25 protein-coding genes are annotated in these 23,344 nt (G+C 38.6%); 6 read left to right on the top strand and 19 right to left on the bottom strand.

From position 1 onward, the window contains the following. Positions 1-267: 267 nt before the first annotated feature. Together ACFX4R_RS20465 and ACFX4R_RS20460 are read left to right on the top strand one after the other, a co-directional pair. Entirely contained in the window at positions 268-1,251 is a 984-nt protein-coding gene (locus ACFX4R_RS20465; protein WP_043979135.1) for a LacI family DNA-binding transcriptional regulator, read from the top strand. Positions 1,252-1,341: 90 nt separating this feature from the next. Continuing rightward, positions 1,342-1,551 (top strand): alpha/beta-type small acid-soluble spore protein, encoded by a 210-nt coding sequence (locus ACFX4R_RS20460; protein WP_013058452.1) that lies wholly within the window; start codon positions 1,342-1,344, stop codon positions 1,549-1,551. 89 nt (positions 1,552-1,640) lie between these two features. On the opposite strand, the gene ACFX4R_RS20455 is transcribed toward ACFX4R_RS20460, so the two are convergent. The 3 genes from ACFX4R_RS20455 to ACFX4R_RS20445 form a co-directional block, all read right to left on the bottom strand. Then, positions 1,641-1,841, bottom strand: coding sequence for a hypothetical protein (locus ACFX4R_RS20455; RefSeq protein WP_013056287.1), 201 nt, complete (start codon positions 1,839-1,841; stop codon positions 1,641-1,643). Between the two features lie 156 nt (positions 1,842-1,997). Further along, a complete protein-coding gene (locus ACFX4R_RS20450) occupies positions 1,998-2,219 on the bottom strand; it encodes a hypothetical protein (RefSeq protein WP_043979137.1) in 222 nt (73 codons plus the stop codon). A 155-nt stretch (positions 2,220-2,374) separates the two neighbouring features. Further along, positions 2,375-3,760, bottom strand: coding sequence for an amino acid permease (locus ACFX4R_RS20445; RefSeq protein ID WP_043979140.1), 1,386 nt, complete (start codon positions 3,758-3,760; stop codon positions 2,375-2,377). A 461-nt stretch (positions 3,761-4,221) separates the two neighbouring features. On the opposite strand from ACFX4R_RS20445, the gene ACFX4R_RS20440 reads away from it, so the two are divergent. Then, complete coding sequence (locus tag ACFX4R_RS20440; protein WP_377570168.1) at positions 4,222-4,953, top strand: ZIP family metal transporter; 732 nt, start codon at positions 4,222-4,224, stop codon at positions 4,951-4,953. A 96-nt stretch (positions 4,954-5,049) separates the two neighbouring features. Here ACFX4R_RS20440 and ACFX4R_RS20435 read toward each other — a convergent pair whose 3' ends face one another. From ACFX4R_RS20435 to ACFX4R_RS20420, 4 genes are all read right to left on the bottom strand, one after another. Next, on the bottom strand, positions 5,050-5,274 hold the full coding sequence (locus tag ACFX4R_RS20435) for a hypothetical protein (protein ID WP_028408120.1): 225 nt from the start codon (positions 5,272-5,274) through the stop codon (positions 5,050-5,052). Positions 5,275-5,421: 147 nt separating this feature from the next. After that, a complete protein-coding gene (locus ACFX4R_RS20430) occupies positions 5,422-7,008 on the bottom strand; it encodes a DNA-binding protein (protein ID WP_323618872.1) in 1,587 nt (528 codons plus the stop codon). Between the two features lie 181 nt (positions 7,009-7,189). Continuing rightward, on the bottom strand, positions 7,190-7,336 hold the full coding sequence (locus ACFX4R_RS20425; protein WP_157842256.1) for a hypothetical protein: 147 nt from the start codon (positions 7,334-7,336) through the stop codon (positions 7,190-7,192). 68 nt (positions 7,337-7,404) lie between these two features. Continuing rightward, a complete protein-coding gene (locus tag ACFX4R_RS20420; protein ID WP_165575335.1) occupies positions 7,405-7,545 on the bottom strand; it encodes a hypothetical protein in 141 nt (46 codons plus the stop codon). Between the two features lie 218 nt (positions 7,546-7,763). On the opposite strand from ACFX4R_RS20420, the gene ACFX4R_RS20415 reads away from it, so the two are divergent. Next, positions 7,764-9,437 (top strand): ribonuclease J, encoded by a 1,674-nt coding sequence (locus ACFX4R_RS20415; RefSeq protein WP_043979148.1) that lies wholly within the window; start codon positions 7,764-7,766, stop codon positions 9,435-9,437. A 228-nt stretch (positions 9,438-9,665) separates the two neighbouring features. Beyond that, positions 9,666-9,818 carry a YpzG family protein gene (locus ACFX4R_RS20410; RefSeq protein ID WP_014460817.1) on the top strand — a complete coding sequence of 51 codons (153 nt, stop codon included), beginning with the start codon at positions 9,666-9,668 and terminating at the stop codon, positions 9,816-9,818. A gap of 43 nt (positions 9,819-9,861) precedes the next feature. On the opposite strand, the gene ACFX4R_RS20405 is transcribed toward ACFX4R_RS20410, so the two are convergent. The 3 genes from ACFX4R_RS20405 to ACFX4R_RS20395 form a co-directional block, all read right to left on the bottom strand. Continuing rightward, complete coding sequence (locus ACFX4R_RS20405) at positions 9,862-10,002, bottom strand: hypothetical protein (RefSeq protein WP_013082476.1); 141 nt, start codon at positions 10,000-10,002, stop codon at positions 9,862-9,864. A 70-nt stretch (positions 10,003-10,072) separates the two neighbouring features. Continuing rightward, positions 10,073-11,416, bottom strand: coding sequence for an amino acid permease (locus ACFX4R_RS20400; RefSeq protein WP_377570166.1), 1,344 nt, complete (start codon positions 11,414-11,416; stop codon positions 10,073-10,075). A 127-nt stretch (positions 11,417-11,543) separates the two neighbouring features. After that, complete coding sequence (locus ACFX4R_RS20395; protein WP_080781608.1) at positions 11,544-12,170, bottom strand: LysE family transporter; 627 nt, start codon at positions 12,168-12,170, stop codon at positions 11,544-11,546. A 165-nt stretch (positions 12,171-12,335) separates the two neighbouring features. Between ACFX4R_RS20395 and ACFX4R_RS20390 the strand changes: the two genes are divergently transcribed. Then, positions 12,336-12,572, top strand: coding sequence for a hypothetical protein (locus ACFX4R_RS20390; protein WP_043979151.1), 237 nt, complete (start codon positions 12,336-12,338; stop codon positions 12,570-12,572). Positions 12,573-12,711: 139 nt separating this feature from the next. Here ACFX4R_RS20390 and ACFX4R_RS20385 read toward each other — a convergent pair whose 3' ends face one another. From ACFX4R_RS20385 to ACFX4R_RS20345, 9 genes are all read right to left on the bottom strand, one after another. Beyond that, positions 12,712-13,560, bottom strand: a complete 849-nt coding sequence (locus ACFX4R_RS20385; RefSeq protein ID WP_043979152.1) for an MBL fold metallo-hydrolase — start codon at positions 13,558-13,560, stop codon at positions 12,712-12,714. A gap of 152 nt (positions 13,561-13,712) precedes the next feature. Next, complete coding sequence (locus ACFX4R_RS20380) at positions 13,713-15,152, bottom strand: aldehyde dehydrogenase family protein (RefSeq protein WP_043979153.1); 1,440 nt, start codon at positions 15,150-15,152, stop codon at positions 13,713-13,715. A 316-nt stretch (positions 15,153-15,468) separates the two neighbouring features. Further along, positions 15,469-15,759, bottom strand: a complete 291-nt coding sequence (locus ACFX4R_RS20375; RefSeq protein WP_028408112.1) for a putative quinol monooxygenase — start codon at positions 15,757-15,759, stop codon at positions 15,469-15,471. A gap of 203 nt (positions 15,760-15,962) precedes the next feature. Then, positions 15,963-16,628: a type 1 glutamine amidotransferase domain-containing protein gene (locus ACFX4R_RS20370; RefSeq protein WP_377570163.1), complete on the bottom strand. Its 666-nt coding sequence runs from the start codon at positions 16,626-16,628 to the stop codon at positions 15,963-15,965. A 258-nt stretch (positions 16,629-16,886) separates the two neighbouring features. Further along, positions 16,887-18,107, bottom strand: a complete 1,221-nt coding sequence (locus tag ACFX4R_RS20365) for an MFS transporter (RefSeq protein ID WP_237074726.1) — start codon at positions 18,105-18,107, stop codon at positions 16,887-16,889. Between the two features lie 355 nt (positions 18,108-18,462). Beyond that, positions 18,463-18,927 (bottom strand): histidine utilization transcription antiterminator HutP, encoded by a 465-nt coding sequence (gene hutP, locus ACFX4R_RS20360; RefSeq protein ID WP_013056267.1) that lies wholly within the window; start codon positions 18,925-18,927, stop codon positions 18,463-18,465. Positions 18,928-19,137: 210 nt separating this feature from the next. Then, on the bottom strand, positions 19,138-20,097 hold the full coding sequence (locus ACFX4R_RS20355; RefSeq protein ID WP_043979157.1) for an L-threonine 3-dehydrogenase: 960 nt from the start codon (positions 20,095-20,097) through the stop codon (positions 19,138-19,140). A 37-nt stretch (positions 20,098-20,134) separates the two neighbouring features. Next, complete coding sequence (locus ACFX4R_RS20350; protein ID WP_043979160.1) at positions 20,135-21,325, bottom strand: glycine C-acetyltransferase; 1,191 nt, start codon at positions 21,323-21,325, stop codon at positions 20,135-20,137. A gap of 475 nt (positions 21,326-21,800) precedes the next feature. After that, positions 21,801-23,261, bottom strand: a complete 1,461-nt coding sequence (locus tag ACFX4R_RS20345) for an MDR family MFS transporter (protein WP_043979162.1) — start codon at positions 23,259-23,261, stop codon at positions 21,801-21,803. Positions 23,262-23,344: the final 83 nt, after the last annotated feature.

The following is a 23,344-nucleotide window of genomic DNA, read 5'->3' as shown; positions in this document are numbered from 1 at the left end:
CAATTTGATTTTATGTCAACCGGTTTCATATGTCAACCGGTTTCACATTTTATATTTAAAAAAAGATTGTATTAGGTGTAAAAGTGGGCTTTGTGGTATGTTTAAATTGTTTAATAAACCGTTTACAATCCTTACATAGATTTTTATCACTCAAAAGAAAACGTAACGACTGAAAGCTATTTGCTTGATTGCAATTTATTTTAAGGCTTTTACATGTCTGATATATACTATAAAAGCAATGTTTTGGAGAAATTAGGAGGAAACTAGATGAAAGCCAAGATTAGTGATGTAGCAAAAATTGCAGGTGTTTCACCGACTACCGTTTCTCGTGTATTAAATAACCGTGGTTACATAAGCAAAGAAACGCGAGAAAATGTTTATAAAGCAATGAAAGAAATTAATTATTTCCCAAATGATATTGCACGTTCATTATTTAATAAGCGAACAAATTTAATCGGTATGATTGTCCCGCAAACGAGCAACCCTTTTTTCGGAGAGTTAGCCTTTCACATTGAAAGTATATGTGCTTCTCTTAACTACAAAGTACTTCTTTGCAACAGTCTTAATCGAATTGATAAAGAAAAAAAATATGTAGAGATGCTTATCAGAAATCAGGTAGATGGTGTGATTGCCGTCACTTATAATAGAGGTATTTTTGATTCAGAAAGTCAAAGTCTTCCTGTGGTAGCAGTGGATCATTATTTATCAACAGATATTCCTACCGTATCTTCTGATAACTATGCTGGAGGAAAACAAGCCACGGAATTGCTCATTTCAAAAGGTTGTAAGCATATTATTCATATTAACGGCCCCCTTAAACTCGAAACTCCAGCTAACTTAAGAAGGAAAGCTTATGAAAACGTGATGAAAAAATACGAAAAACAGCCTATCACGTATGAAATTTCAAATACCTTCGACCGCAACATCCAGAGAGAAACTATTTCTAAGGTTTTTGAAGAAAATCCGGAAGTAGATGGTATTTTTGCAAGTGATGACTTACTTGCAGCTTTAGTAGTTGCAGAAGCACAAAAAAGAGGAAAAAACATCCCAAGAGATTTAAAAATCGTGGGCTATGACGGAACGGAGGCCAGTCAGACTTTGTTACCTGGTCTAACTACAGTTCAACAGCCCATTGAATCGATTGCTCAAACAGCCATTGATATTTTACTAAAAGAAATTGAAGGAGAATTCAGCAATATACCTCGTGAAATCTGCCTTCCCGTTAAGCTTCTAGAAGGACAAACAACGTAAAAATACATTTTTTATAAAATAAATATCAGTTTGTTGCATATTCTTCTTCCTTTATTCACACCTTAACGTTACAGAAAGGAGTTGAATACAATGGCAAACAACAAAAGCAGCAATAATAATGAATTATTAGTATACGGAGCTGAACAAGCAATCGATCAAATGAAATATGAAATCGCTAGCGAGTTCGGAGTAAATTTAGGAGCTGACACTACTGCACGTGCAAACGGATCAGTAGGCGGCGAAATCACAAAACGTCTTGTACAATTAGCTGAGCAACAACTTGGCGGCGGACGTTTCTAAGACAATTTCATACACACCATGACTTAAGGAAGAATGGATATCCATTCTTCCTTTTCATATATTTACTTTCCATTTTTATATAAAAATTATTATTCTTCCTCCTCTTTACTGACTGATTTTGTTTTTCCTTTCTTTAGTACAGCGCTGATTCCTAAACAACAGACGGCTGCTATCCATCCGGAGATGAGAAAATAAACGGAAGTATTTGCAAAGAGTGTGCCTATTAAAATAAACAGGCCTCCAAGAATAATAAAAAAGACGTGACCCTCACCATTTCTTTTCACCTTCATCACCTCTCCTTACCTATACAAACGAATGTTCAGATACAAAAGAAACTTCTTGATAAACAAGAAGTTTTCTTCGTGCGTTCCTTTTTTAATAAAAATTAAAGGTGTTTTCTTTTTATTTATTCAACGAAACCCCTCAATATTCTTCTCAATTACATGCTATTCAATAATTTCTGCGGTTTTATACTCTTTCATAAATACATCAATAACATCTCCTGCTTCTTCGTTCTCCTCCTCCATTTGAACGAGTATTTGGTTTTGTGCATTTACCGAAAGGATTCTGACATCCGACATTCGGTTTATATCCAGCTGCAGTTCCAAATCTCTAGCAACTTCATCAGCTTTTAGTGAATCTTTGATAATATATCTGTGGCTTCTCATAACATTCGCTCCTTTACGTTATATGAACGAATATAGTTTATCCAAACTATCAGCGCACAATAACATTTTTCTTGTATCTTTCATTTAAACAAAACAAAAAAACGGCTTTTCTCAGCCGTTTTTTTGTTTTGCTTTTCATTTATGAAAAAGCATAGTTATTTCTTTAGTTGATCGTTCTCTGTATCAGGTATCATGCGCTTATTTATTCCGAATGCGTAAAAACTGATGACAACAAGAGCCAGGAAAATAACCCCTACAATAAGTGAAATACGCGTTTCATCATTAAACCACATGCCTACAAGCACCATAAGTAAAAAAGCAATAGTTATATAGTTTGTTACAGGCGCAAAAGGCATTTTGAAAGGATGACTGTCCATTTCAGCCCCTTTAGCTTTACGGAAACGAATTTGGCTGATAAGAATAATGAACCAAGGAATCATTCCTGGAAGCACGCTAGCGCTGTATACATAAACAAATACATTCGGTGGAGCGATATAGTTTAAAATAACGCCAATTACTAACCCAATCATAACAGCGAGTGTGCTGTAAATCGGAACACCGTTACGAGAAATTTTTGTGAAGAATTTAGGTGCTTGACCGTTTACACCAAGCGTATAAAGCATGCGTCCTGCACTAAAAATTCCGCTGTTACAGCCTGACATCGCTGCTGTAATAACTACAAAGTTAATGATACCTGCAGCTGCTGTAACGCCAACTTTAGCAAATGTAGATACGAACGGACTTCCCAAGGAATCCAACTCATTCCACGGATATACCGTCACGATGACAAAAATTGCTCCAATATAAAAAATTAAAATTCGCCAGATGATGCTTTGAATTGCGCTTGTTAACGTTTTTTTAGGATCCTTTGCTTCACCAGCTGTAATACCAATTAGCTCGACTCCTTGATAAGCTGCAATAACAAGAGATAGAGCAAAGAAAAAGCCTGACCATCCGCCTGCAAAGAAACCGCCGTGTGCCCAAAGGTTTGATAACCCAATTGCGTCTCCGCCATTTCCAAATCCAAAGAAAATCAACCCAAGTCCTGCGATAATCATTAAAATAATTGTTACAATCTTAATCATCGCAAACCAAAATTCAAACTCTCCAAATGATTTTACTGAAATTAAGTTTGCTGTACCTAAAATCAACATGGCGATAATACCAGGCACCCAAGCTGGTAAATGTGGGAACCAATAATGCATATATGCTCCCACCGCTATAATTTCAGACATCCCTACGATTACAAATTGAAACCAGTTGCTCCACGCAGCCATATAACCTGCCAATGGATGAATATATTTGTGGCCAAATGTAGCGAATGAACCTGTGCTTGGTTCCATGTACAGCATTTCGCCCATGGCACGCATAATAAAGAAAATAAACATTCCGCAGATTGCGTAAGCAAGCAATACCGATGGACCTGTCCATTGGATGGTGCTTGCTGATCCCATAAATAATCCAACGCCAATTGTTCCGCCTAGCGCGATCATTTGAATGTGACGGGATTCTAAGCCTCTTTTTAGCTCTTTGTCTGCCATTCCATTTCCTCCTCCTAAACTTGTTATAGCTCTGTTAGGAAAGATACTTTTTGTGTCTGATGGAACAGCTATCGTTTTTAAAACCTTCCATTTTTACCTAGTACCTTTACAACTAAACTACTTTTTCTATTTTTAGCTATCCGACTGTATAATTACTTATTTTATAATAATAAATTTCTCTCAGAAATACAATTGTTTTTTTCAGAAAAACACTCAATTAAACCTTTAACCTTTATTAAATCAATCATTTGAGTGAAATAGTTTTTTATTTCAGTATAATTTAAATTTTATGAACATTCAAAATAAATATAGGCGCAGGGTACGGGAACACTCTATTTCTTAAGGCTAACGAAATGAAACCACTACTTAATCGAAAAAATTCCTTTCTTCTCCTTTTACGTTTCTTCTTTCTCTTCTTAGGGAAAGTATCCATAGAAAATAGAGATGAGGAGGGATTTTTCATGTGGCAAGCTGCGATGTGGGGCGGAATTTCAGGATCAGCTGTCCTTCTTGGTGCTTTGGCAGCAGTTTTTTTGCCTATCGGCAAAAAGATAATTGGTTATATTATGGCTTTTGGGACAGGTGTATTAATCGGAGCATCTACCTATGAGCTGCTTGGAGACTCGGTTCATAACGGCGGGTTAAAAGCTACTTCTCTTGGTTTTCTTGCCGGGGCTGTCGTTTTTACTTTTTTAGACTATCTAATTTCACGTCAAGGAGCGAATAAAAGAAAGAGGTCTACCAAACAAATGGCTGCGAGTAGTTCTGGAATTGCTATATTTATAGGAACCGTAATGGATGCCATCCCAGAGTCCATTATGATTGGGGCTAGCTTAATTGAAAATGCAACCGTTAGCTGGCTTCTTGTTATCGCTATTTTTATAAGTAATATTCCTGAAGGACTGTCCAGTACGACCGGTCTAGTAAAAAGCGGATTCTCTAAAAAGAAAATTTTTTTACTATGGGCAGCTGTTTTGTTCATTTCAGCTTTTAGCTCATGGACAGGTTTTGTTTTTTTAGACCATGCATCTGAGACACTTATGGCTACTATTGCTGCTTTTGCCGGCGGTGGTATCATTGCTATGGTAGGTTCTACAATGATGCCAGAGGCCTATGAAGAAGGAGGTTCTATTACGGGATTAATTGCTGCACTTGGATTACTTGCTTCGCTGATATTAGATCATTTTTCTTAATTGTCTTCATACTATTTCTATCGTTTCCAAGTAGAAAGCACAAAGCCTTCTACTTGGAGACGTGTTTCCTTATCACATTATTATGAATGTGTCTTCTTAATAAGTAAAATCGTAGTTTTCTTTTATTTCCCGAGTAAAAGCTTTCCAATCCGTAGCTTCAAATTCTGCATTGCGTGCTTTTAACTCTTTTTCCATTCCTTGAATCTCTTGAACAGCTTCTATAGTTCTTTCACTTCCTGGTCCTACTCTCCAAATTAAGTTTTTGTATTCTTTAATCTTATCCATTAGATAACCCGTCTCTAATTCTTTATATTTAGACATATTAGCTGACTCCTTTTACTTCATTCTTTCTTCTAAGATATCATATTTCTCCTTTATGGATAAGCCTCTCGTCTGACGCTTCTTTAACGCTCAAAGATAGAGAATACAACAATAAAAAAGCAAGCACAAGTGCTTGCTTCCGCCTTATTAAGGCAATGGTTCAACCGCTACGTTCCCTACCGTCACAGCTTCTGTATATGCATTCGTACCGCTTTGGCGTAAGCGAAGATTGGCACTCCCCGCTGCGCTTGGATTTAATTGGACATTCAAAACCTTTTCTCCATTTCCAGCTGCGTCCGTTGTAATTGAAAAATTGCTGCTGTATCCATACGATGACGGCCAGCTTCCATCTGCGTTTTGAACTTTAGCAATTTGAGTTCCTGATCCGTTATATGCACCTAGATTAAACGTGCTGTACGTAGTGTTAGCTGAAAGTCCGCTTACTTTTACGCGTATTTGGAATATGCCGCTCGTTGGTAAAATGGCTTGATGTTCCAACACGTAAGCACTAGCAGCTGGGGGCTGTGTGGTTCCACCTTTATAACCATATGAACCAGATGCAAAAGTTGACGTATCGTACCATTTATAGCCTGCTGTAGGTGCTGACCATGGCTCTGGCTGAGGCTCAGTGGACTGACTTGGCGTTTCCGACGAAAGTAATGCTGTAGCCTGATCTAATTGAAGTCCTGAGACTTGATTCAAAGAGGTATAGCTTTCTTGCTTCGCTAACCAATTGACCATATTTACAAGCAGTGTAGAATCGTCTTGTTCCTTAAATCCGTCATATGTGGTTTTAGAAGATCCTGTATCTTCTCGTTTATATTTTGGTGTAGCATCTTCAACCGGTGAAGAATCTCCGATAAAAGCAGCTTTACCTGTCCCTACTTTTGAAACAGCAGCAAAAGGTCCCTCGGCTCTTCCTCCTCCATTGTACACTCCTTGATCTACAGCATTTGACCATTTTGTCGTTGTCTTAGGAAGATACACAATTCCTTTTGCTTTGTTTGGGTCCGTAATAGCAACCGTAGAACCTGCATGCATAGCAACGGTGGAAACACCTAGCGTAATACCGAATGCCTGAGAAGGAGCTACAATATCATTGGCTGTCACATCACCAATGGCATTATAGCGAAAGCGAACACCAAAGTTACTCGCTAACCAGTCAGAGCTTGTTACGTTTTGCATTGCATCGGAGGTTGCTTCTTCCGTTGTCATGCCTTTTGCGGGGTTTGTCCATGCTCCGCGACGGTATCCGTTAAAAACTTCTGAAGAGTCCCACCGGTTTTTGTTTCGGTCTGCATTGTAATGATCAGCAATAAAAAAGACGCTCCCCCCGTTCTGAACATATTGTAAAAGGGCGGCTTGTTCAGAAGATTTATACGGAATATTCGCTTCTGGCACAACAAACACGCTATAGCCACTGAGGTCACTGTATGTAATCGGCGTAGATTTTCGCAGCTCTTTTACATCAAACCCACTACCTGCCAGTCCTTTCCCAAAATCAGAAAAACCTCCGTCAATAACCCAATCTGCTGTACCCGCAGTTTGACCATGCGTATTATCAAATAAGATTTTTTTACCGTTATTTTCATTTACGACAGAGGCTTTAATTTCTGGTGCAGGGTCAGCAGCGCTTTCTGCTGATGCTGAATGAGTAGTAAAAGGCAGTGAGATAGATAAAGCTGTACACATTGTTAAAACGGCATAACCTACGCGATTATATTTTTTTCGCATATAAAATGCTCCTCTCAAATTTTTGCAAGGCTTGTCTTTTCAAGAGGATTATAGCAGGTTCATTTATGATTTTTTTAAATTTATTGTAAATAATATATATTTTTTCAAAAAAGGTTCTTTATACCTTATATTTGTCGATAGGAGCCCTTTGAAATATGCCCATGATTATATGTAAAATTTGTTAACGATAACGACTTGAATATTCAAGAATACTGCGCAGCATTTGACGTGTACTTTTTGATTCGTTCGCGCGTTCTTTATATTCAAGAGGACGACTAGGAGTTGACATATTTTCTTCTTTATATTGAGAACTTTTGTTTTCTGACATGTTTTTTCACTTCCCTATCTCTATTTTATCAAGAGCAGCTCAAAGCTGCTCTTTTGGTTGTCATTCTTTTATTTGCTAGGACGGCTTACTTTTGCTTTTTGAAGCTCATCTGTATGAATATCGTTTGATAAAATACTTTTATTCACATTATCGACAGCAGCTTCACTGCTGCTGAATCCTTGATTTTTGCTTTTATTTTGTTTACTCATTCCATCCACCTCCACGTGTAACGTCTATATTTTATGGAGTTATAAAAAGAAAATAAGAGGTAGTATTAGGAAAATGACCTTCTTTTCTTTTTGCTTGTATTCCTCCTATTTAAATAAAAATAAAATCTCCATATTTAACAGAATGCACCAGAAATAAATGTTCATACTAAGAGTAGAAATTCTGCATATTCATTTTGAAAATATAGGAGGAAATAAGCGTGAGTACAAATAGCAATACACTATCCATTTTTGCTTTAGGCGGCATTAATGAAATAGGAAAAAATATGTATGCCGTTCAATATGACGATGACATCATTGTGATTGACTGCGGGTCTAAATTTCCTGATGAAAGTTTATTAGGAATTGATTTGATCATACCTGATATTACATACTTACAAGAGAATCGAGAAAAAGTTCGCGCACTGGTTGTGACTCATGGTCATGAAGACCATATTGGAGGTATTCCTTATCTTTTAAAACAGTTAAATCTCCCTATTTATGCAACAAGCCTTACCCTTGGATTAATTGATATTAAACTTCAAGAGCATCAATTATCTGCTGAGACGGAGCTTATTGAAATCAACGAAGAGTCCGAAATTATATTAGGCAATATTCCGCTTTCGTTTTTTAAAACGAATCACAGCATTCCAGATTGTCTCGGCATTGTCTTTCATACCCCTGAAGGAGCTGTTGTGCATACGGGAGATTTTAAGTTTGATTTAACTCCTGTTAACGACCAATATCCAGATCTTCATAAAATGGCGAAAATCGGCAGTGAAGGTGTACTGGCTTTAATATCCGAAAGCACAAATGCTGAACGCCCTGGATTTACGCCTTCAGAAAAGCTAGTTGGCAAACATGTAGAAGAAGCTTTTCGTAAAGCAAAGCGAAAAGTGATTATTTCTACTTTCGCCTCCAACGTTAACCGCGTACAGCAAATTGTAGATGCAGCGATTAAAACGAATAGAAAGCTTGCGCTTCTTGGAAGAAGCATGGTTAACGTTGTATCAGTTGCGTTAGAGAAAGGGTATTTAACTATTCCTGAAGGGATGCTAATTGAACCTTATGAAGTACATTCACTTGCGCCTGAACAAGTCGCTATTCTCTGCACTGGAAGCCAAGGCGAGCCGATGGCCGCTCTATCTAGATTAGCCAGTGGAAATCACCGACAAGTAGAAATTCTTCCTGAAGACACGGTTATTTTATCAGCAGGGCCTATTCCTGGCAATGAACGTAATATCTCTCGTATTGTAGACAGTCTTTTCACACTCGGGGCTCATGTGATTTACGGTTCAGGAAGCGCAACAGGTATGCACGTATCAGGACATGGCTATCAAGAAGAGCTAAAATTAATGGCTACATTGATGAAGCCAAAGTATTTTATCCCCATTCACGGCGAGTTTCGAATGCTTCATCACCACAGCTTATTAGCAGAATCCGTCGGGGTGGAAAAAGAGAACATTTTCATTATAAATAACGGTGATATTGTTGATATCAAGGGCGGAACAGCTGTTCAAACAAGAAAAATCCCTGCAGGCAATGTATATGTAGATGGGTTTGGCATTGGGGATGTTGGAAACGCGGTTTTACGTGACCGCAAACAGCTTTCAGAAGATGGTATGCTGGTTATTGTTATTACTCTGAATAAGGCGGAAGGGAAAATTGTGTCTGGTCCAGATACCATTTCACGAGGATTTGTTTATACAAGAGACTCAGAGCAGTTATTAAAAGATGTTAACCGACAAGTGACTAAAATTGTAAACCAATTACAAAAAGCTCATGTTCACCAATGGAGCATTATGAAAAAAGAAATCAAGACAACGCTTGGCCAATTTTTATATAACCAAACCAAAAGAAGACCTATGATCCTTCCTGTCATTATTGAAGTTTGATTACTCCACTAAAAAACTGCCTTAGTCCCCACTAAGGCAGTTTTTGCTTTATAAATCCGAAGCTTAACCTAAAGTTAGAAGTGGCCTTCTGTAGTTTATGAATAGGCACTGCTTTTATATGTATGGTTAAAAGTGTTAGGTGTATTTCTTCTTTTTTACCCCATTCTATAAGAGAGATATTTCACCGCAAATATCTTGTGAAAGTATCCTATCCTTGAGGTGATTATGATGAATGATAAAAATCATGTAGATCAGCATTCAGAACTATTCCGCCACAACTGGACGAGACCGAAGCGTTCAAAGTCCCAAGTAAATGGACATACAGAGATGTCTCAAACGAACATCATCCTGCGAAGTAATGCAAAAGCTCATCGTTGGTAAGGATACACTTCAACAAAAAAAGACGCGAACGCGTCTTTTTTTGTTATTGGCCGTCTGCCCCGCTTTGAGTTATCTTGCGAATATGACCATCTTCATAATTATTTTCTCGTAGCGCTTTTGCTTTGTCATCTACTACTTGTTTTTGATCTACTTGTGAAGAAGGAGTCTGCTTGTTTTTTGGCATGATCATAACCACCTTTTATTTTTGTAATTGTACAACGTGCATAGTGTCCCTCATAAAGATTAAATATATGTTAGCTAGCGGCTTCTTCTTCTTTCCACTTATGGCGCAATTTCAAAATAACAAGACTTATAACAATTAAAAAGCCTAAGCTTGCAAAGAAACCTGGCCTGCTTGCAGATTCTAACAGCGTACCGCTTACCGCTAGCAGTATTAATAAGAGGCCAACAGCTTGTTTTACTTTATCCCAAACTGTTTGTTTGATTAAGCGATGAAAAGAAATTAAAATAAAGAACCAGTTATAAATCAGCATCAGTCCAGCTGCTGTTGTAATATACTCATAAATTTTCCCAGGCAATAGCAAGGAAAGAACAATAGAAACAACTAATCCCGCTGTTGTTAAAAGTAAAGCCGGTATAGGAAATTGCAGCTTTTTCTTTTTTTGCTTTGAAAACAATGCAGGAGCATCTCCATCTTCTGAAAGAGTGACAATCATCGTTGTTACAGAAAAGAAAGAAGCCGACATTGTTGAAAATCCAGCGATAATCATTGCTCCATTAAAAACATGAGGGAAAAATGGAAGATGGTATGTTTCTAAAGCCGTTATAAATGGACTTTGATTTCCATGAAAATCATGAAATGGCACAATTAAAATAGCTAAACTCAGTGAAGCGATATAAATAATTCCAAGGAGAATAAGCATACTTCTACCTGCTTTCGGTGCGTCTTCTTTTTTTTCCAAACGAACCGTCATGATCCCCATGACTTCGATTCCGCCGAAAGCATAAAAGGCATAAAGCAAAGCGCCCCATAAACCTAAAAACCCGTGGGGAAATACTTCACTTATCGTTCGCGGCATCCCTTGTTTGGCACCTTCGTCTAAAAATCCAAATAAAGCGAGACTAGCTAATACAATAAACATTAAAATGGCAGCCACTTTTGTGATAGCAAATACATTTTCCATTCGTTCAAAGCCTTTTGTTCCTATTAATACAACAGCAATGCCTAAAACAGCGTAAATAGAGGCAAAGACCCACAGTGGAATACCATCAAACCAAAAACGTGTAAAAAGAGATAAAGCAGTGAGCTGACTCCCCATGATCAACATCTCTGAACTCCAGTATACCCATCCGCTGCTAAAGCCTGCCCATCTTCCATAAGCCTTTTTAGCATAGGAGCGAAACGAACCTTTTTGAGGATCTTGAGCACTCATTTTAGCAAGAGCGTCAAATACAATAAATGTACATACTGCTGCTAGTAAAAAAGCAATTAATACAGAGGGACCCGTGGCTTTTATTGCAATACTTGATCCTAAAAAATAGCCTGTACCGATGATGCACCCTACTCCGATTAAAGACAGCTGCCACCATTTTAATTTCCCTTCAACCTGACCTCCGCAGCCTATTTTCTTTTTCATACTATCACTCCTTACACCTCGATGTAGTGTGTGATAGTTTGAAAAATTTATGCGCAAAAAGAGGCAGCTTTCTATTATTTTTCAGCAGATAGAAAACGCTTTAAATTCAATTCTGCTTTCTCTCCTTTTAAATAATGAATTGCTGTACAGCTTGCCAGCCGAAATATATACCAAATCCTATTAGAGAAAGGCCGGATATAACGGAAACTGCAGTCAAAAACGTCGCTGCTAAATACCTGCGAAAAGTGCTTGCTAAAGCTGCCATAGCAATATCCCAGCATAAAATCCCTGTAAAAATAGCACAGCTGTATAAAATAAGCTGTTCTGTTTCGTATGTATTAGCTGTTTTGGCTAAAACAGAGCCATAAATACCGAGCCAAAAAAGAATAGTAAGCGGGTTTGTTAATGAAATTAAAAAACCTGAAAAAAAACACTTTACGACCGAATCTCCTTTTGCGTTCCGATGCTGTGTAATTTTCCCTGCGCTCATTAACCCTTCAATACCGGTATAAATTAATACGAAGCATCCAAACGAAAAAAGAAACGTTTTCATAAAATCGCTGCTTAAAAAATGAACGGACCCAAAATAAACTACAAGCATATAAAGAGCGTCAACCGATGTTGCTCCTATCCCTAAGAACCAAGCATGTAAAAAGCCATTTTTGATTCCTTTATCAAGCTGAGCGGCGTTGATAGGACCAATTGGTGCGGCTAACGATAGCCCTAATAACATATAGCTAAAAAAAGCTCCCACATGCATCCCTCCCTGCTTCTGAGGTTTTATAAATTGAACTATGATAAATGTATGCAGCCTGCTTAGCTTGTACTACGTAATTTTTATTTTTTTCTAAATCCGTTTGTATACCTGCGAAAAACCAGCGCATGTTAACTGTAAATACTATACAGAAGGATGAGAGGCATGAATTCATACACTCATATTAAAGAAGCACTACAATTAGCTGAACAAGCTGTTTATCAAGGACAGATGAATTTGAATGGAGCTAATTTTCAAAATGCTCAAATGCATTTGAACATCGTTCAGCAGCAAATTAATGAACAAAAAGAAGCAACGTCTGGCGATAAAGAATTAAGACGAATAGAAGAGCATTTAAGACATTTACGCGAAGCCCAGCAGGCTATTCAGCAAAATTTTTAATGAAAGTAAAAATAGCTCTTTTCTTACTTTTATAAGAAAAAACTAAAAAAGCTCTACGAACTCAGTGAGTTCGTAGAGCTTTTGATCTTCATCTGCAACTTTTAAGACCTGAGTAAAGATTAGAGTTATTTCTTTATTCTTATACATACTTTCCGTAATCCGGACGGGCAATTTTATCAAAGTTTTTAACAAGCTTCAATAAATTAGTTGAAAGCCATTCTCCGGAAACCGGTTTTCCATGTCCGGTCACCGCCACAGACGGATGAAGTGACTGAAGCACTTCAACTGATCTTTTAGCAGATGCCCAGTCCGTAGTTAAATAACGAGGAGGACCGCTAATCTCCAATTCTTGCTCTAGTACATCCAGTAAATATTCTTGCTTAGTGGTAACAAAAGCATCTCCTGCGATAAGTGCAAGATCCTGCTTTCTAAAAAGAGAAATATGTCCTGGAGAATGGCCAGGGGTGTGAATCCATTCCCATTCCGGCATATGAGGTACAGAGCCGTCGGCTGGTAAAGCTTGCACATGAGAGCCTAAATCAATGGCTTCCGTTGGAAATAGTGGAGAAAGCTTTGCCACGAGCCCGCCTTCCACTGTACCATCCGGTGCAGGATAATTTTTTTCACCCGTCACATATGGAAGTTCAAGTGGATGTGCATATACCGGTATGTTCCACTTCTCCACTAGTTCAATAATAGATCCAATATGATCAAAATGTGCATGTGTAAGAATAATTGCTTTTGGTTTTTTTCCTTTTCCAAACCTTTCTTCTGCCTCTTTGATAATCATAGAAGCCGAATTAGCCATTCCCGCATCCACAAGTACAAAACTATTATCTTTATCTGGATTTCCTATAAAACATATGTTAACAATCTGCGTAGTGTAGCTGTAGATATCCGGTGCCACTTCGACTCCTTTTCCACTGGCTATAGAGCTCATGGGAATAAAGCTTTCCGTTGATGAACTTCCGTGCATCTCTCTATCCAATTATAATTCCCTCCTTTAACGTGTCACTTCATATGCGCCATACACGTTTATGCTATCCACCTTTGCTTTCGTTATTCTTTTTTTAACTAGCTCTCTTTTATGTATCCATAAAAAAAGAAAGGAGAAAAACTCCTTTCTTTTTTTTACACCAATTATACTTTTGCCGGAACTTTAACACCCATGATCGCTTTTGGCTCTAAATATTCTTCGATACCAAATGCTCCCCACTCGCGTCCAATACCAGATTGCTTAAATCCACCGAATGGTGCAGCTCTGTCTTGCTCGGCATCGTTAACAATGATTTGACCAGCTCTAATATTTTTAGCAACATAGTCAAGTGTTTCTTGATCTTTTCCGACCGCATAGCCTGCAAGTCCATAAATTGTATCATTCGCAATTTCAAGAGCTTGCTCTAGATCCTTATACGTAATAATAGTTGTTACAGGTCCAAAGATTTCTTCTTGTGCAATAACCATATCATTTGAAACGTCGGTAAAGACTGTCGGTTTAACAAAATATCCTGTCTCTAAGCCGTCTGGTTTACCCGTTCCGCCAGTAAGAAGTGTTGCACCTTCGTCCATTCCTTTTTTAATATAATCCTGTACGCGATCCCACTGTTTTTCTGCTACGAGCGGTCCAGTTACGTTGTCTTTATTTAATGGATCACCAACTGGGAATGATGGTAGAACCTTCTTCACTGCTTCTTCAAATTTTTCTTTCATAGAGGCAGGAATGATAATGCGCGTTGCTGCCGTACATACTTGCCCTGTATTCATTGCAATGTGTGAAACTGCTATTTTAGCCGCTTCTTCTACATCCGCATCCTCTAATACAACTAGCGGTGATTTCCCGCCTAGCTCAAGCGCTACTTTTTTGATTGTTTTAGCCGCGTTTTGCATAATTTTCTCGCCTACAGCACCTGATCCTGTAAATGATACAAAATCAATGTCCGGGTGAGAACTAATACCGTCACCGATTGTGCTTCCTGTTCCGTTTACAAGGTTAAAGGCACCTTTTGGTACACCAGCTTCATCAATGATCTCTGCTAATATCATCGCTGCATACGGTGTAAGTTCTGATGGTTTTAATACCATTGGACTTCCTGCTGCGATAGCTCCTGCAATTTTAGTAGAGGTCTGATTTGTTGGGAAGTTCCATGGTGTAATAAGTCCGCTTACTCCAATAGACTCTTTCACGACCTTGTAGCTTCCATGATCTTTTTCAAATGTGTACTCTTCAAGTGCATTAGCTGCTTCTTTAAAGTGGCTAAGTCCCATTTCATAGTGAACTTCTTCTGAAATCTTTAAAGGAGCGCCAAGCTCTTCAGTCATAACTTCAATAAGCTCCTGTTTACGCTTTTCATATCCTTTTGCAATATTGCGAAGCATTTTAATTCGCTCTTCTTTTGTTGTTCTTGAAAATGTGGGAAGAGCTGCTTTAGCTGCTGCCACGGCTTTATCTAGATCTTCTTTTGTGCCTAAGCTAATTTTACCAATTGATTTTTCAGTAGCAGGATTGATCACATCTGACGTTTCGTTTCCTGTTGATTCAATCCATTCTCCGTTAATAAAGTGTTTTAAATTTGTACGCATTGATTTGATCTCTCCTTTTAGTTTGTTAATTGTTGAACTATGTCATCTAGTTTTTATCTACCCGCCTGTCTGCTTCTCAAACACCGCTTCTATTATTTTTTGTTTCTTTCACTGTCTTACCCCTTTTCCAATCGGCGTTTCGCAGCTGACATTATTTTTCCTCATCGCTTACGCTTCTGCGTGATCTCACTAAATGAAACCTACGTTCACCATAACCACAAAAAAATCCGAACGAGTTTGATTCTCCATCAAGAATCTCGGTTCCTCGTTCGGATCTTCCTTCAACTAAAACACTTTTGTTCCCCTTCTTTTTGTATTAACGTACTTCTTGTAAACGATGTACCGCTCTGCTTTCAATTAACGGTTCTGTTTGCTGTCTGTATTGTTGATAGTGAGGTGTTTCAATGTGAGCTTCAACATCTTCTTGGCTTTTCCATTTCTCATAAAAAACAAATGTGCCTGCTTTGTCTGTATCCTGGTGGAGAGTGTATTGAATACATCCTTTTTCTTCTCTTGATGGTTTAATAACTTTTACTAACTCTGATCGAAGCTCTTCTTCTTTTCCTGGCTTGGCTTGCAAAATGGCGTTAATAATAATTTCTGACATCGTTTTTCCTCATTTCTTTAAAAATATTCTCCATAAAAAGCTTCCCTCTTTTTGAATTTATTACACTGACCATCATATTTTTTGTATGATGATTGATTTCTCTAGTTCAAGACGGCACAACATACATGTTATCCACATCGGTCTTTCTTGATGCTGTTCATAAAAAAGCCTGTAGGCTATAAGCCTACAGGCTTTTTTACATCTTATTTCAATAAGTGTTTCACGACTGCTTTAGCTACACTGATTGTTGACTGAGGATTTTGACCTGTTATTAGGTTGCCATCTGCTTGTACATTATCTGCCCAGTTTGGAGCAGTTACTACATTTGCCCCAAGTTCACGCAGACGTGTTTCCAAAAGAAACGGCATGAAGCGGTCCAATGTTGTTTCACGTTCTTCATCATCTGTAAACGCAGCGACATCCTTTCCTTCGACCAACGGCTTTTCATCTGATAATGTAACACCTACTAAGCCTGCGGGTCCGTGGCATACAGCGGCTACTACTTTGTCTCCTTCGTATAGTTCACGAATTAAAGCGTGGAGCGTTTGATTATCTGGCAGATCAAACATTGTGCCGTGACCGCCTGGTAAGAAAACAGCATCGAATTTAGCACTGTCTGTAATGGTATCAAGTTTTAGGGTATTCTCTAGATGCTTAGCTGTATTTAAGATTTCTTGAGAAGTCTCCCCTTCAAGGCTGCGAGCATCCACCGGCGCTTTTCCTCCTACAGGACTTGCTACAGTAATCGTAAATCCAGCTTTTTCGAACTCTACGTACGCTTCACCAAATTCTGAAAGCCAAAGGCCTGTTGGATGATTTTCTTTCATTTTGTCAGCCGTTGTTAAGACCATTAATATATGTTTAGACATAGTAACGTCCTCCTGTAAATAAAGATAGTATTTTCTGTTTCTGCCTTACACACCCTATTGTAAGAGAGGAATTACTATAATACAAATTAGAAAATATCTGCTTATCCATAAATATTTTTATAGATAATGTGTCTTTGTTAATAAAGCACCTGCGAAAAAACAACCGTATATCTGAATTTATTTTTTATACACTCAAAAAAACCGCCCTTTTGAATAAGCGCGGTTTTTTCCAGAAAAGCATAGAATCTATCTTTTATTTTAAAGAGCAGATTGAGCGTTCATTTGTTTCACTTTCTTTTCTCCCATTCTTTTAAGACTTACCATAAAAATAAACGAAATACAGTACAGCCCCGCCAAGTACGTCATCGCTACTGTCATATCATAGCTTTGCAAAAGATAGCCGACAAGAATGGGTGATAACCCTCCGAGCGCTCGCCCAAAGTTAAAAATGGTGTTCGTTGCAGTGCTGCGAACTTCTACTGAATAGTGGCTGCTGATCAATGCTCCGTATCCCGCGAACATTCCGTTTGAGAAAAATCCGACCACAGCTCCTCCTATAAGCAGCCCTGCACCTCCTTCGGCATACGAGTATAAAAATACCGCACAAGCTGAAGCAAGAAGAAAGATTCCAAAAGTACGTTTCGATCCAAAACGGTCCATAAATTGACCAAATGTTAGCATGCCTATAATCATTCCAACGGCTGTACTGATTGTCCAAAGAGCTGAACTTGAAACAGAGAGGCCTTGTGATTGCTGAAGCATAGACGGAAGCCATATCATAAGTCCGTTATAGCCTGCAATTTGGACTGTAGCCATCACTGCCAGCGAAATAGTCGTCATCGCCGTCCTAGGCGTAGCGAATAATTGACGAAGCTTACCATTATTTTTAACAACCGCTGTTTTCTCTTTTTGAGCTTGTAGCCACTCAGGAGATTCGTTTAAATTTTTTCGTACGATAAAAGCAAAAATGACGGGGATGATTCCCACAAAAAACAGCGCTCTCCATCCGAAAATCGGCAGAATCAGAGAACTTAAAAGCGCCGCAAGGATCACTCCAAATTGTGCGCCAATACTAACATAGGATGAAGCTCGTCCTTGCTTATGTTTCGGCCACGCTTCTGCTACAAGAGCCATACCGATCCCGTACTCTCCTCCAGCCCCAATTCCGGCAATAAATCGCGAAGCATACACTTGTTCAACATTTGCTGCAAAACCTGTTAATGCCGTTCCGACTGCAAATAGAAGAACCGTGTAGGTAAAAACCCGCACCCTTCCAAATTTATCTGCTAAAATTCCGAAGATGACTCCACCTATCAGCATTCCTATATTCGTAATAGAAGAAATAAGTCCACCTGTTGCTAAATCAATGTGAAATTCAGCAATAATCATTGACATAGCAAACGAGATAAACATAATGTCCATCCCTTCTAACGTCAAACCTGCTACTGATGCTACAACTGTCTTGTTACGATAATTCATATTGTTCCACCCTCCAGTGTATTCTTTCCGTATCAACGCTCTTTCTTTTTTGAAGGAATGGATAAATAACATATCTCCATTCTCTTTTGAAGCCTCTCTGGACTTCGTTTAAAAGAGGTAAGTAACACATAAAAGCCCTTTTGTCGCAGAGGGCAAAAGGGCACAGATAGGCATAGAAGCAGTAAATGAGTGATCCGTCCTTTTCGGCCTCTCTGGACCGTCTTAAAGGCAGTTATTATATTAATCATTATGTTAACACGCCGCACAGAACCTTTCAATAAGAAAAATATCTTCTTTAAAGCAGCTATGTACATCTTTCACTTTTTACATACATACTATTTCGTTCATTATTTTTTCAAATATGGTTAAAACCAAAGCCTAATGTATCATGTTCAAAGCCTTTTTTAGGCGCACCTATCGTTCCATACACACAAACGCTAATCCATTCGTCGCTTGATCCTGAAAACTCAATTTTTCCGCGCACGATTGAAAATGTGAGTCCGACCGTCCGTAAAATATCACCCAGCTGCAGCGTTCCTCGACTAACTCCTTGAATGGCTTCAAGTATAGCATGATAAAGAGCGTGAACTTCCCGGTACGACTGGGCATTAATAATTTTGTTTGTCTTGGCGCTCGTTTCAATTGCCGCCACGACTTTAGACAGCTCCATCGCTCCGACTTTTCCTACTGTGTAGCTGTATCCTCTCTCATTAATTTCCTTTTCAATACCTTCAGCTAGTTCCGTATTATGTAAAAGAACGAGTAAAGATGTTAATCTTCCCATTGAAAAATCATTAACTTGTTGAAATTTATTGCTCAACTGTCATTCCCTCCCTTCTATCCCCTTATTATTTTAACAGACGGTACCTAAAAAGGTGCTGATTATTCAACGAACGAGCGCTCACTTAAAGGATTAGGAGATCTATGTGTATTGCCCAACACTGTTACGAAGTAGAACTTGCATAAACAAGGAACCTACCTTTTAGTAAGCGCTTACTTTATTTTCAAAGAAGAAATCATTTTTCTCTACTTACGTTAAGACAAGCTGTGATTCAACTTTTAACTTTCCCAGCATCTCTCTCGTCATTTTTTCTAGGTTATATTCTGTTTTAAATCCCCACTCTTCTATCGCACAGCTGGAATCTATATGGTTAGGCCAGCTTTCAGCAATTGCTTGTCGAACAGGATCTACTTGATAATTCAGCACAAATTCCGGAATCGTTTTTCTGATTTCAGTCGCCATTTGTTCTGGATCAAAGCTCATGGCAGAAACGTTAAATGAATTTCGGTGCTTAAGCTTAGAACCGTCTGCTTCCATTAGTTGGATAACAGCATTTAATGCATCAGGCATATACATCATATCCATATATGTTCCTTTTTCAATATAGGACGTATATCGCTTATGCTTAACGGCTTCATAATAAATTTCAACAGCGTAGTCCGTTGTTCCTCCACCTGGAGGCGTTACGTATGAAATTAAACCTGGAAAACGCAGCCCTCGTGTATCTACTCCGAATTTATGGTGGTAGTAATCGCAAAGTAATTCACCCGCTACTTTATTAACACCATACATCGTGGTAGGACGTTGAATTGTATCCTGCGGCGTCCAGTCTTTTGGAGTCGTTGGACCAAATGCACCAATTGAACTTGGAGTGAAAAATTGACACTGCAGCTCGCGTGCTACTTCGAGCGCGTTTACTAATCCGCCCATATTTAGATTCCAAGCTAGAAGCGGTTTTTGCTCGGCTGTCGCTGATAACAGCGCAGCCAAGTGAATAATCGTATCAACTTTATGCTTTTTAGCGATCGTAAATAACGCAGTCTGATCCGTTACATCTAAAATCTCAAATGGACCTGAAGTCACGACATCGCTCGTCGTTTTGCGAATATCGGTGGCAATAATATTTTCTGAACCATATATCTCTCTCATTTTCGTCGTTAACTCAGAACCGATTTGCCCTAAAGAACCCGTTATTAATACTTTTTTCATGTCAATATCCTCCTCGTGTACTGCCTAGATTAAACGTTTAGATTAATTTCATTTCCTTGCCTACTTTTTTGTAGATACGAAGTGCTTCATCTAACATTTCTTTCGTATGAGCAGCCGTCGGCATATTGCGAACGCGTCCTGTCCCTCTTGGAACGGTTGGGAAAACAATTGATTTAGCGTATACCCCTTCTTCTATTAATCTCTCACTAAAAATCTGCGTTTGGTTTTCATCTCCTATGATGCACGGAGTGATAGGTGTTTCACTTTCTCCAATGTTAAAGCCTAGTTCTTTTAGTCCTTGCTTTAAATACCGACTGTTTTCCCACATTTGCTGCTGCAGCTCTGTACTTGTGCTTAGGATTTCAATTGCTTTTATACAGGCAGCAGCCGTGCCTGGTGTAATAGCAGTCGAAAACAAAAACGGACGGCTTCTTACTTTTAACCAGTCGATTAAGTCTTTTTTTCCGGCTACGTACCCACCTACAGCTCCAATCGCTTTTGATAATGTTCCAATCTGGAAGTCTACTTTTTCAGATAAGCCAAAATGTTTGACTGTGCCCATGCCGTTCCCTAATACGCCCGACCCGTGAGCATCATCTACGTATGTGATTAAGTCAAATTCCTCTGCGATTTCTACAATTTCCGGAAGCTTAGCAATGTCTCCATCCATTGAGAATACACCATCGGTAATTACCATTATTTTATTATATAAACCGGATTTTTGTGCTTCGCCCGCTTTTGCACGAAGATCTTCCATATCTGAATGCTTAAAAGGAATAATTTTTGCTTTTGATAGCCGGCATCCGTCAATAATTGAAGCGTGATTCAGCTCATCTGATAAAATCGCATCATGTTTATCCATAACCGCGGAGATGGCTGCCATATTACAGTTAAAGCCAGACTGATAAGCTATAGCTGCTTCTGTATGCTTAAACTCGGCTAGCTTTTCCTCTAGCTTAATGTGAATATCTAGAGTTCCATTAATCGTTCGGACAGCTCCAGCCCCCACTCCGTATTTTTCAGTGGCTTCGTTGCACGCGTTAATAAGCCTCTCGTCTGTAGCAAGACCCAAATAATTGTTGGATGATAAATTAATTAATTGCTTTCCCTCAATTTGAATCACAGGTCCGTTTGGCCCCTCTACCGGATTAATGACATTGTATAATCCTTTATCTTTTAAATCTTCTAAATTATTATTCAAGAATTCTTTTAAACGTCTGCTTGTCATCTTCCATCCCCCTCATTGTTGTTCAACGCGTCTTATAAACTTCTCTTTTCCCCATTAAAAGATTAATCTAAGCACTTACAGTATATGAGTTAAAAATCAAGTGTATTCCTGAGAAAGACAAATGTTTCTTTTGAAAGCGCTTAAAATTCAATACTTATAGAATTCATAATAATAAACAACTAGGTAAATGTCCATACTAAAAAAACAAAAAATAAAAAATTTTCTGCATTGATAAGAATCCTTCTTATTATGAATGAGTTTACGGGAACGTTATCAGACAATATCTTTTTTATTTTCTTTCTTTGATAATTCTTCCAAGGAAGAGACTGATATATAACGAAATCAATCCACTCAACAGCTAGATATGTGAAAGCTACATTCACCATACCTATAAAAAATCCGAACGAATTTGATTCCTAATCAAACTCGTTCGGATTATCCTTCAACTAAACTGGTTTTGTAACAGCCTCTTTCGTTACTTTTGCATAGATATAGTCTTTATTTTTTTATGTTCGTTTTTTACTAATAAGCATGAAACAGCAAAGCTTAGTAATGCAGCTAAAAACGTTCCACTGTAAATAATGTGCACACCTGATGCAAGAATTTCATGCAGCTTTGACAGTTCTTCTGCTGGTACTCCGCCTGTCTCAAACGAAGCATTTAAATTTTCTTGCCCTAATTTCTTTGCTTGTGAAAGTGTCACTAAATTAAAGATTGTACCAAACACCGCAGAACCTAGCGTTTGACTAAATGTATTTGTAAACGTATTAAGAGCCACCGCTACTCCTCTTTTGCTAGCCGGGACCGATGATTGAATAACTAGCATAAAAATAGGCGTAATAATACCCATTCCTAACCCAAGGACCCCAACGGCTACATAAATTAAAAATACGGGTGAGTGAGTGGAAACTAAAAACAGCATAAAACAAGCCGTACTTACAATTGCCGTGCCCAGCGTAAGGATGGAGTGCGTTTTAAGACGCCCTACTAAATTCCCTGAAAGCAGTGAACCAATCGTCCAGCATACTGGCATAGGCATTAATACAAAACCAGCAGCGGTTGCACTTTTCCCCAGCACTCCTTGACTCCAAATTGGAAGGTAGACCGTAATACTAATAACTACTGATCCCACAAGAAGTGTTAATAAGTTTATAACAGATACACTTCGAATGGAAAACAGTTCAAGCGGGATAAGAGGTTCGGGAGATTTCTTTTCTATATAAATAAAGCCAATGAATGTTAGAACAGCTAGAACAAATAACCCTATAATGGTCGGATCTCCCCAGTTTTGATGCTGACTTCCGGTTAAAAGCGCGTATAAAAACGCAATTGTTCCCACTGAAAACGTCACCGCTCCAATATAATCGATATAGCGTTTTTCTTTTACCACTTCTTCTTTATAGTTTACTAAAAGAACAAAAAAAGCCATTAGTCCAAACGGTATATTTAAAAAGAAAATATAGCGCCAAGACAGCGTATCCACTAAGAATCCTCCAAGAAGAGGCCCGAGAACTCCCGCAACTCCCCAAACTGCGCTAATCCACCCTTGCGCTTTGGCTCTTTCTTTTGCTTCTTCATACAAGTCGCCAATAATAATCATTGTAAGCGGCATAACGACCCCGGCGCCCAGCCCTTGGATCGCTCTATAGACAATTAATTGCTGCATCGAAAAGCTAAGTCCGCAAAGTATCGATCCGATTAAGAAAATAATGATTCCAACAAGCATAACTTTTTTGCGGCCGAATAGATCCGCTAACTTTCCGTATATAGGTGTAGATACAGCAGTTGTCAGCATATAAATGGCATATACCCAGCTAACTAGCTCAATGCCCGACAAATCACTTGTAATTCTTGGAACAGCCGTACTGACAATGGTTCCTTCCATTGCAGCTAAAACAGTGACAAGCAGCAGCGCTGTCATGATTCGTTTCCTCATCTTTCTCTCTCCTTGCAACTGCGGGCATACCATGTTTTTTCTTATAGAAGATAAAAGCGGTTTCAATATACGGATACCCTTTT

The sequence above is a fragment of the Priestia sp. YIM B13490 genome (assembly GCF_042787735.1).
Taxonomy (GTDB): Bacteria; Bacillota; Bacilli; order Bacillales; family Bacillaceae_H; genus Priestia; species Priestia megaterium.
Note: the sequence above shows the minus strand (reverse complement) of the source record. Positions and strands in the feature narration are given on the sequence as shown.

Excerpts from the sequence above, each read along its gene's own strand:
- ACFX4R_RS20435 (WP_028408120.1), bottom strand. The coding sequence starts at position 5,274 with ATGTCTAAATATAAAGAATTAGAGACGGGTTATCTAATGGATAAGATT.
- ACFX4R_RS20410 (WP_014460817.1), top strand. The coding sequence starts at position 9,666 with ATGAATGATAAAAATCATGTAGATCAGCATTCAGAACTATTCCGCCAC.
- ACFX4R_RS20440 (WP_377570168.1), top strand. The coding sequence starts at position 4,222 with ATGTGGCAAGCTGCGATGTGGGGCGGAATTTCAGGATCAGCTGTCCTT.
- ACFX4R_RS20425 (WP_157842256.1), bottom strand. The coding sequence starts at position 7,336 with ATGTCAGAAAACAAAAGTTCTCAATATAAAGAAGAAAATATGTCAACT.
- ACFX4R_RS20445 (WP_043979140.1), bottom strand. The coding sequence starts at position 3,760 with ATGGCAGACAAAGAGCTAAAAAGAGGCTTAGAATCCCGTCACATTCAA.
- ACFX4R_RS20405 (WP_013082476.1), bottom strand. The coding sequence starts at position 10,002 with ATGCCAAAAAACAAGCAGACTCCTTCTTCACAAGTAGATCAAAAACAA.
- ACFX4R_RS20430 (WP_323618872.1), bottom strand. The coding sequence starts at position 7,008 with ATGCGAAAAAAATATAATCGCGTAGGTTATGCCGTTTTAACAATGTGT.
- ACFX4R_RS20370 (WP_377570163.1), bottom strand. The coding sequence starts at position 16,628 with ATGTCTAAACATATATTAATGGTCTTAACAACGGCTGACAAAATGAAA.
- ACFX4R_RS20465 (WP_043979135.1), top strand. The coding sequence starts at position 268 with ATGAAAGCCAAGATTAGTGATGTAGCAAAAATTGCAGGTGTTTCACCG.
- ACFX4R_RS20460 (WP_013058452.1), top strand. The coding sequence starts at position 1,342 with ATGGCAAACAACAAAAGCAGCAATAATAATGAATTATTAGTATACGGA.
- ACFX4R_RS20350 (WP_043979160.1), bottom strand. The coding sequence starts at position 21,325 with ATGACAAGCAGACGTTTAAAAGAATTCTTGAATAATAATTTAGAAGAT.
- ACFX4R_RS20365 (WP_237074726.1), bottom strand. The coding sequence starts at position 18,107 with ATGAATTATCGTAACAAGACAGTTGTAGCATCAGTAGCAGGTTTGACG.
- ACFX4R_RS20420 (WP_165575335.1), bottom strand. The coding sequence starts at position 7,545 with ATGAGTAAACAAAATAAAAGCAAAAATCAAGGATTCAGCAGCAGTGAA.
- ACFX4R_RS20380 (WP_043979153.1), bottom strand. The coding sequence starts at position 15,152 with ATGCGTACAAATTTAAAACACTTTATTAACGGAGAATGGATTGAATCA.
- ACFX4R_RS20390 (WP_043979151.1), top strand. The coding sequence starts at position 12,336 with ATGAATTCATACACTCATATTAAAGAAGCACTACAATTAGCTGAACAA.
- ACFX4R_RS20455 (WP_013056287.1), bottom strand. The coding sequence starts at position 1,841 with ATGAAGGTGAAAAGAAATGGTGAGGGTCACGTCTTTTTTATTATTCTT.
- ACFX4R_RS20345 (WP_043979162.1), bottom strand. The coding sequence starts at position 23,261 with ATGAGGAAACGAATCATGACAGCGCTGCTGCTTGTCACTGTTTTAGCT.
- ACFX4R_RS20355 (WP_043979157.1), bottom strand. The coding sequence starts at position 20,097 with ATGAAAAAAGTATTAATAACGGGTTCTTTAGGGCAAATCGGTTCTGAG.
- ACFX4R_RS20375 (WP_028408112.1), bottom strand. The coding sequence starts at position 15,759 with ATGTCAGAAATTATTATTAACGCCATTTTGCAAGCCAAGCCAGGAAAA.
- ACFX4R_RS20450 (WP_043979137.1), bottom strand. The coding sequence starts at position 2,219 with ATGAGAAGCCACAGATATATTATCAAAGATTCACTAAAAGCTGATGAA.
- ACFX4R_RS20400 (WP_377570166.1), bottom strand. The coding sequence starts at position 11,416 with ATGAAAAAGAAAATAGGCTGCGGAGGTCAGGTTGAAGGGAAATTAAAA.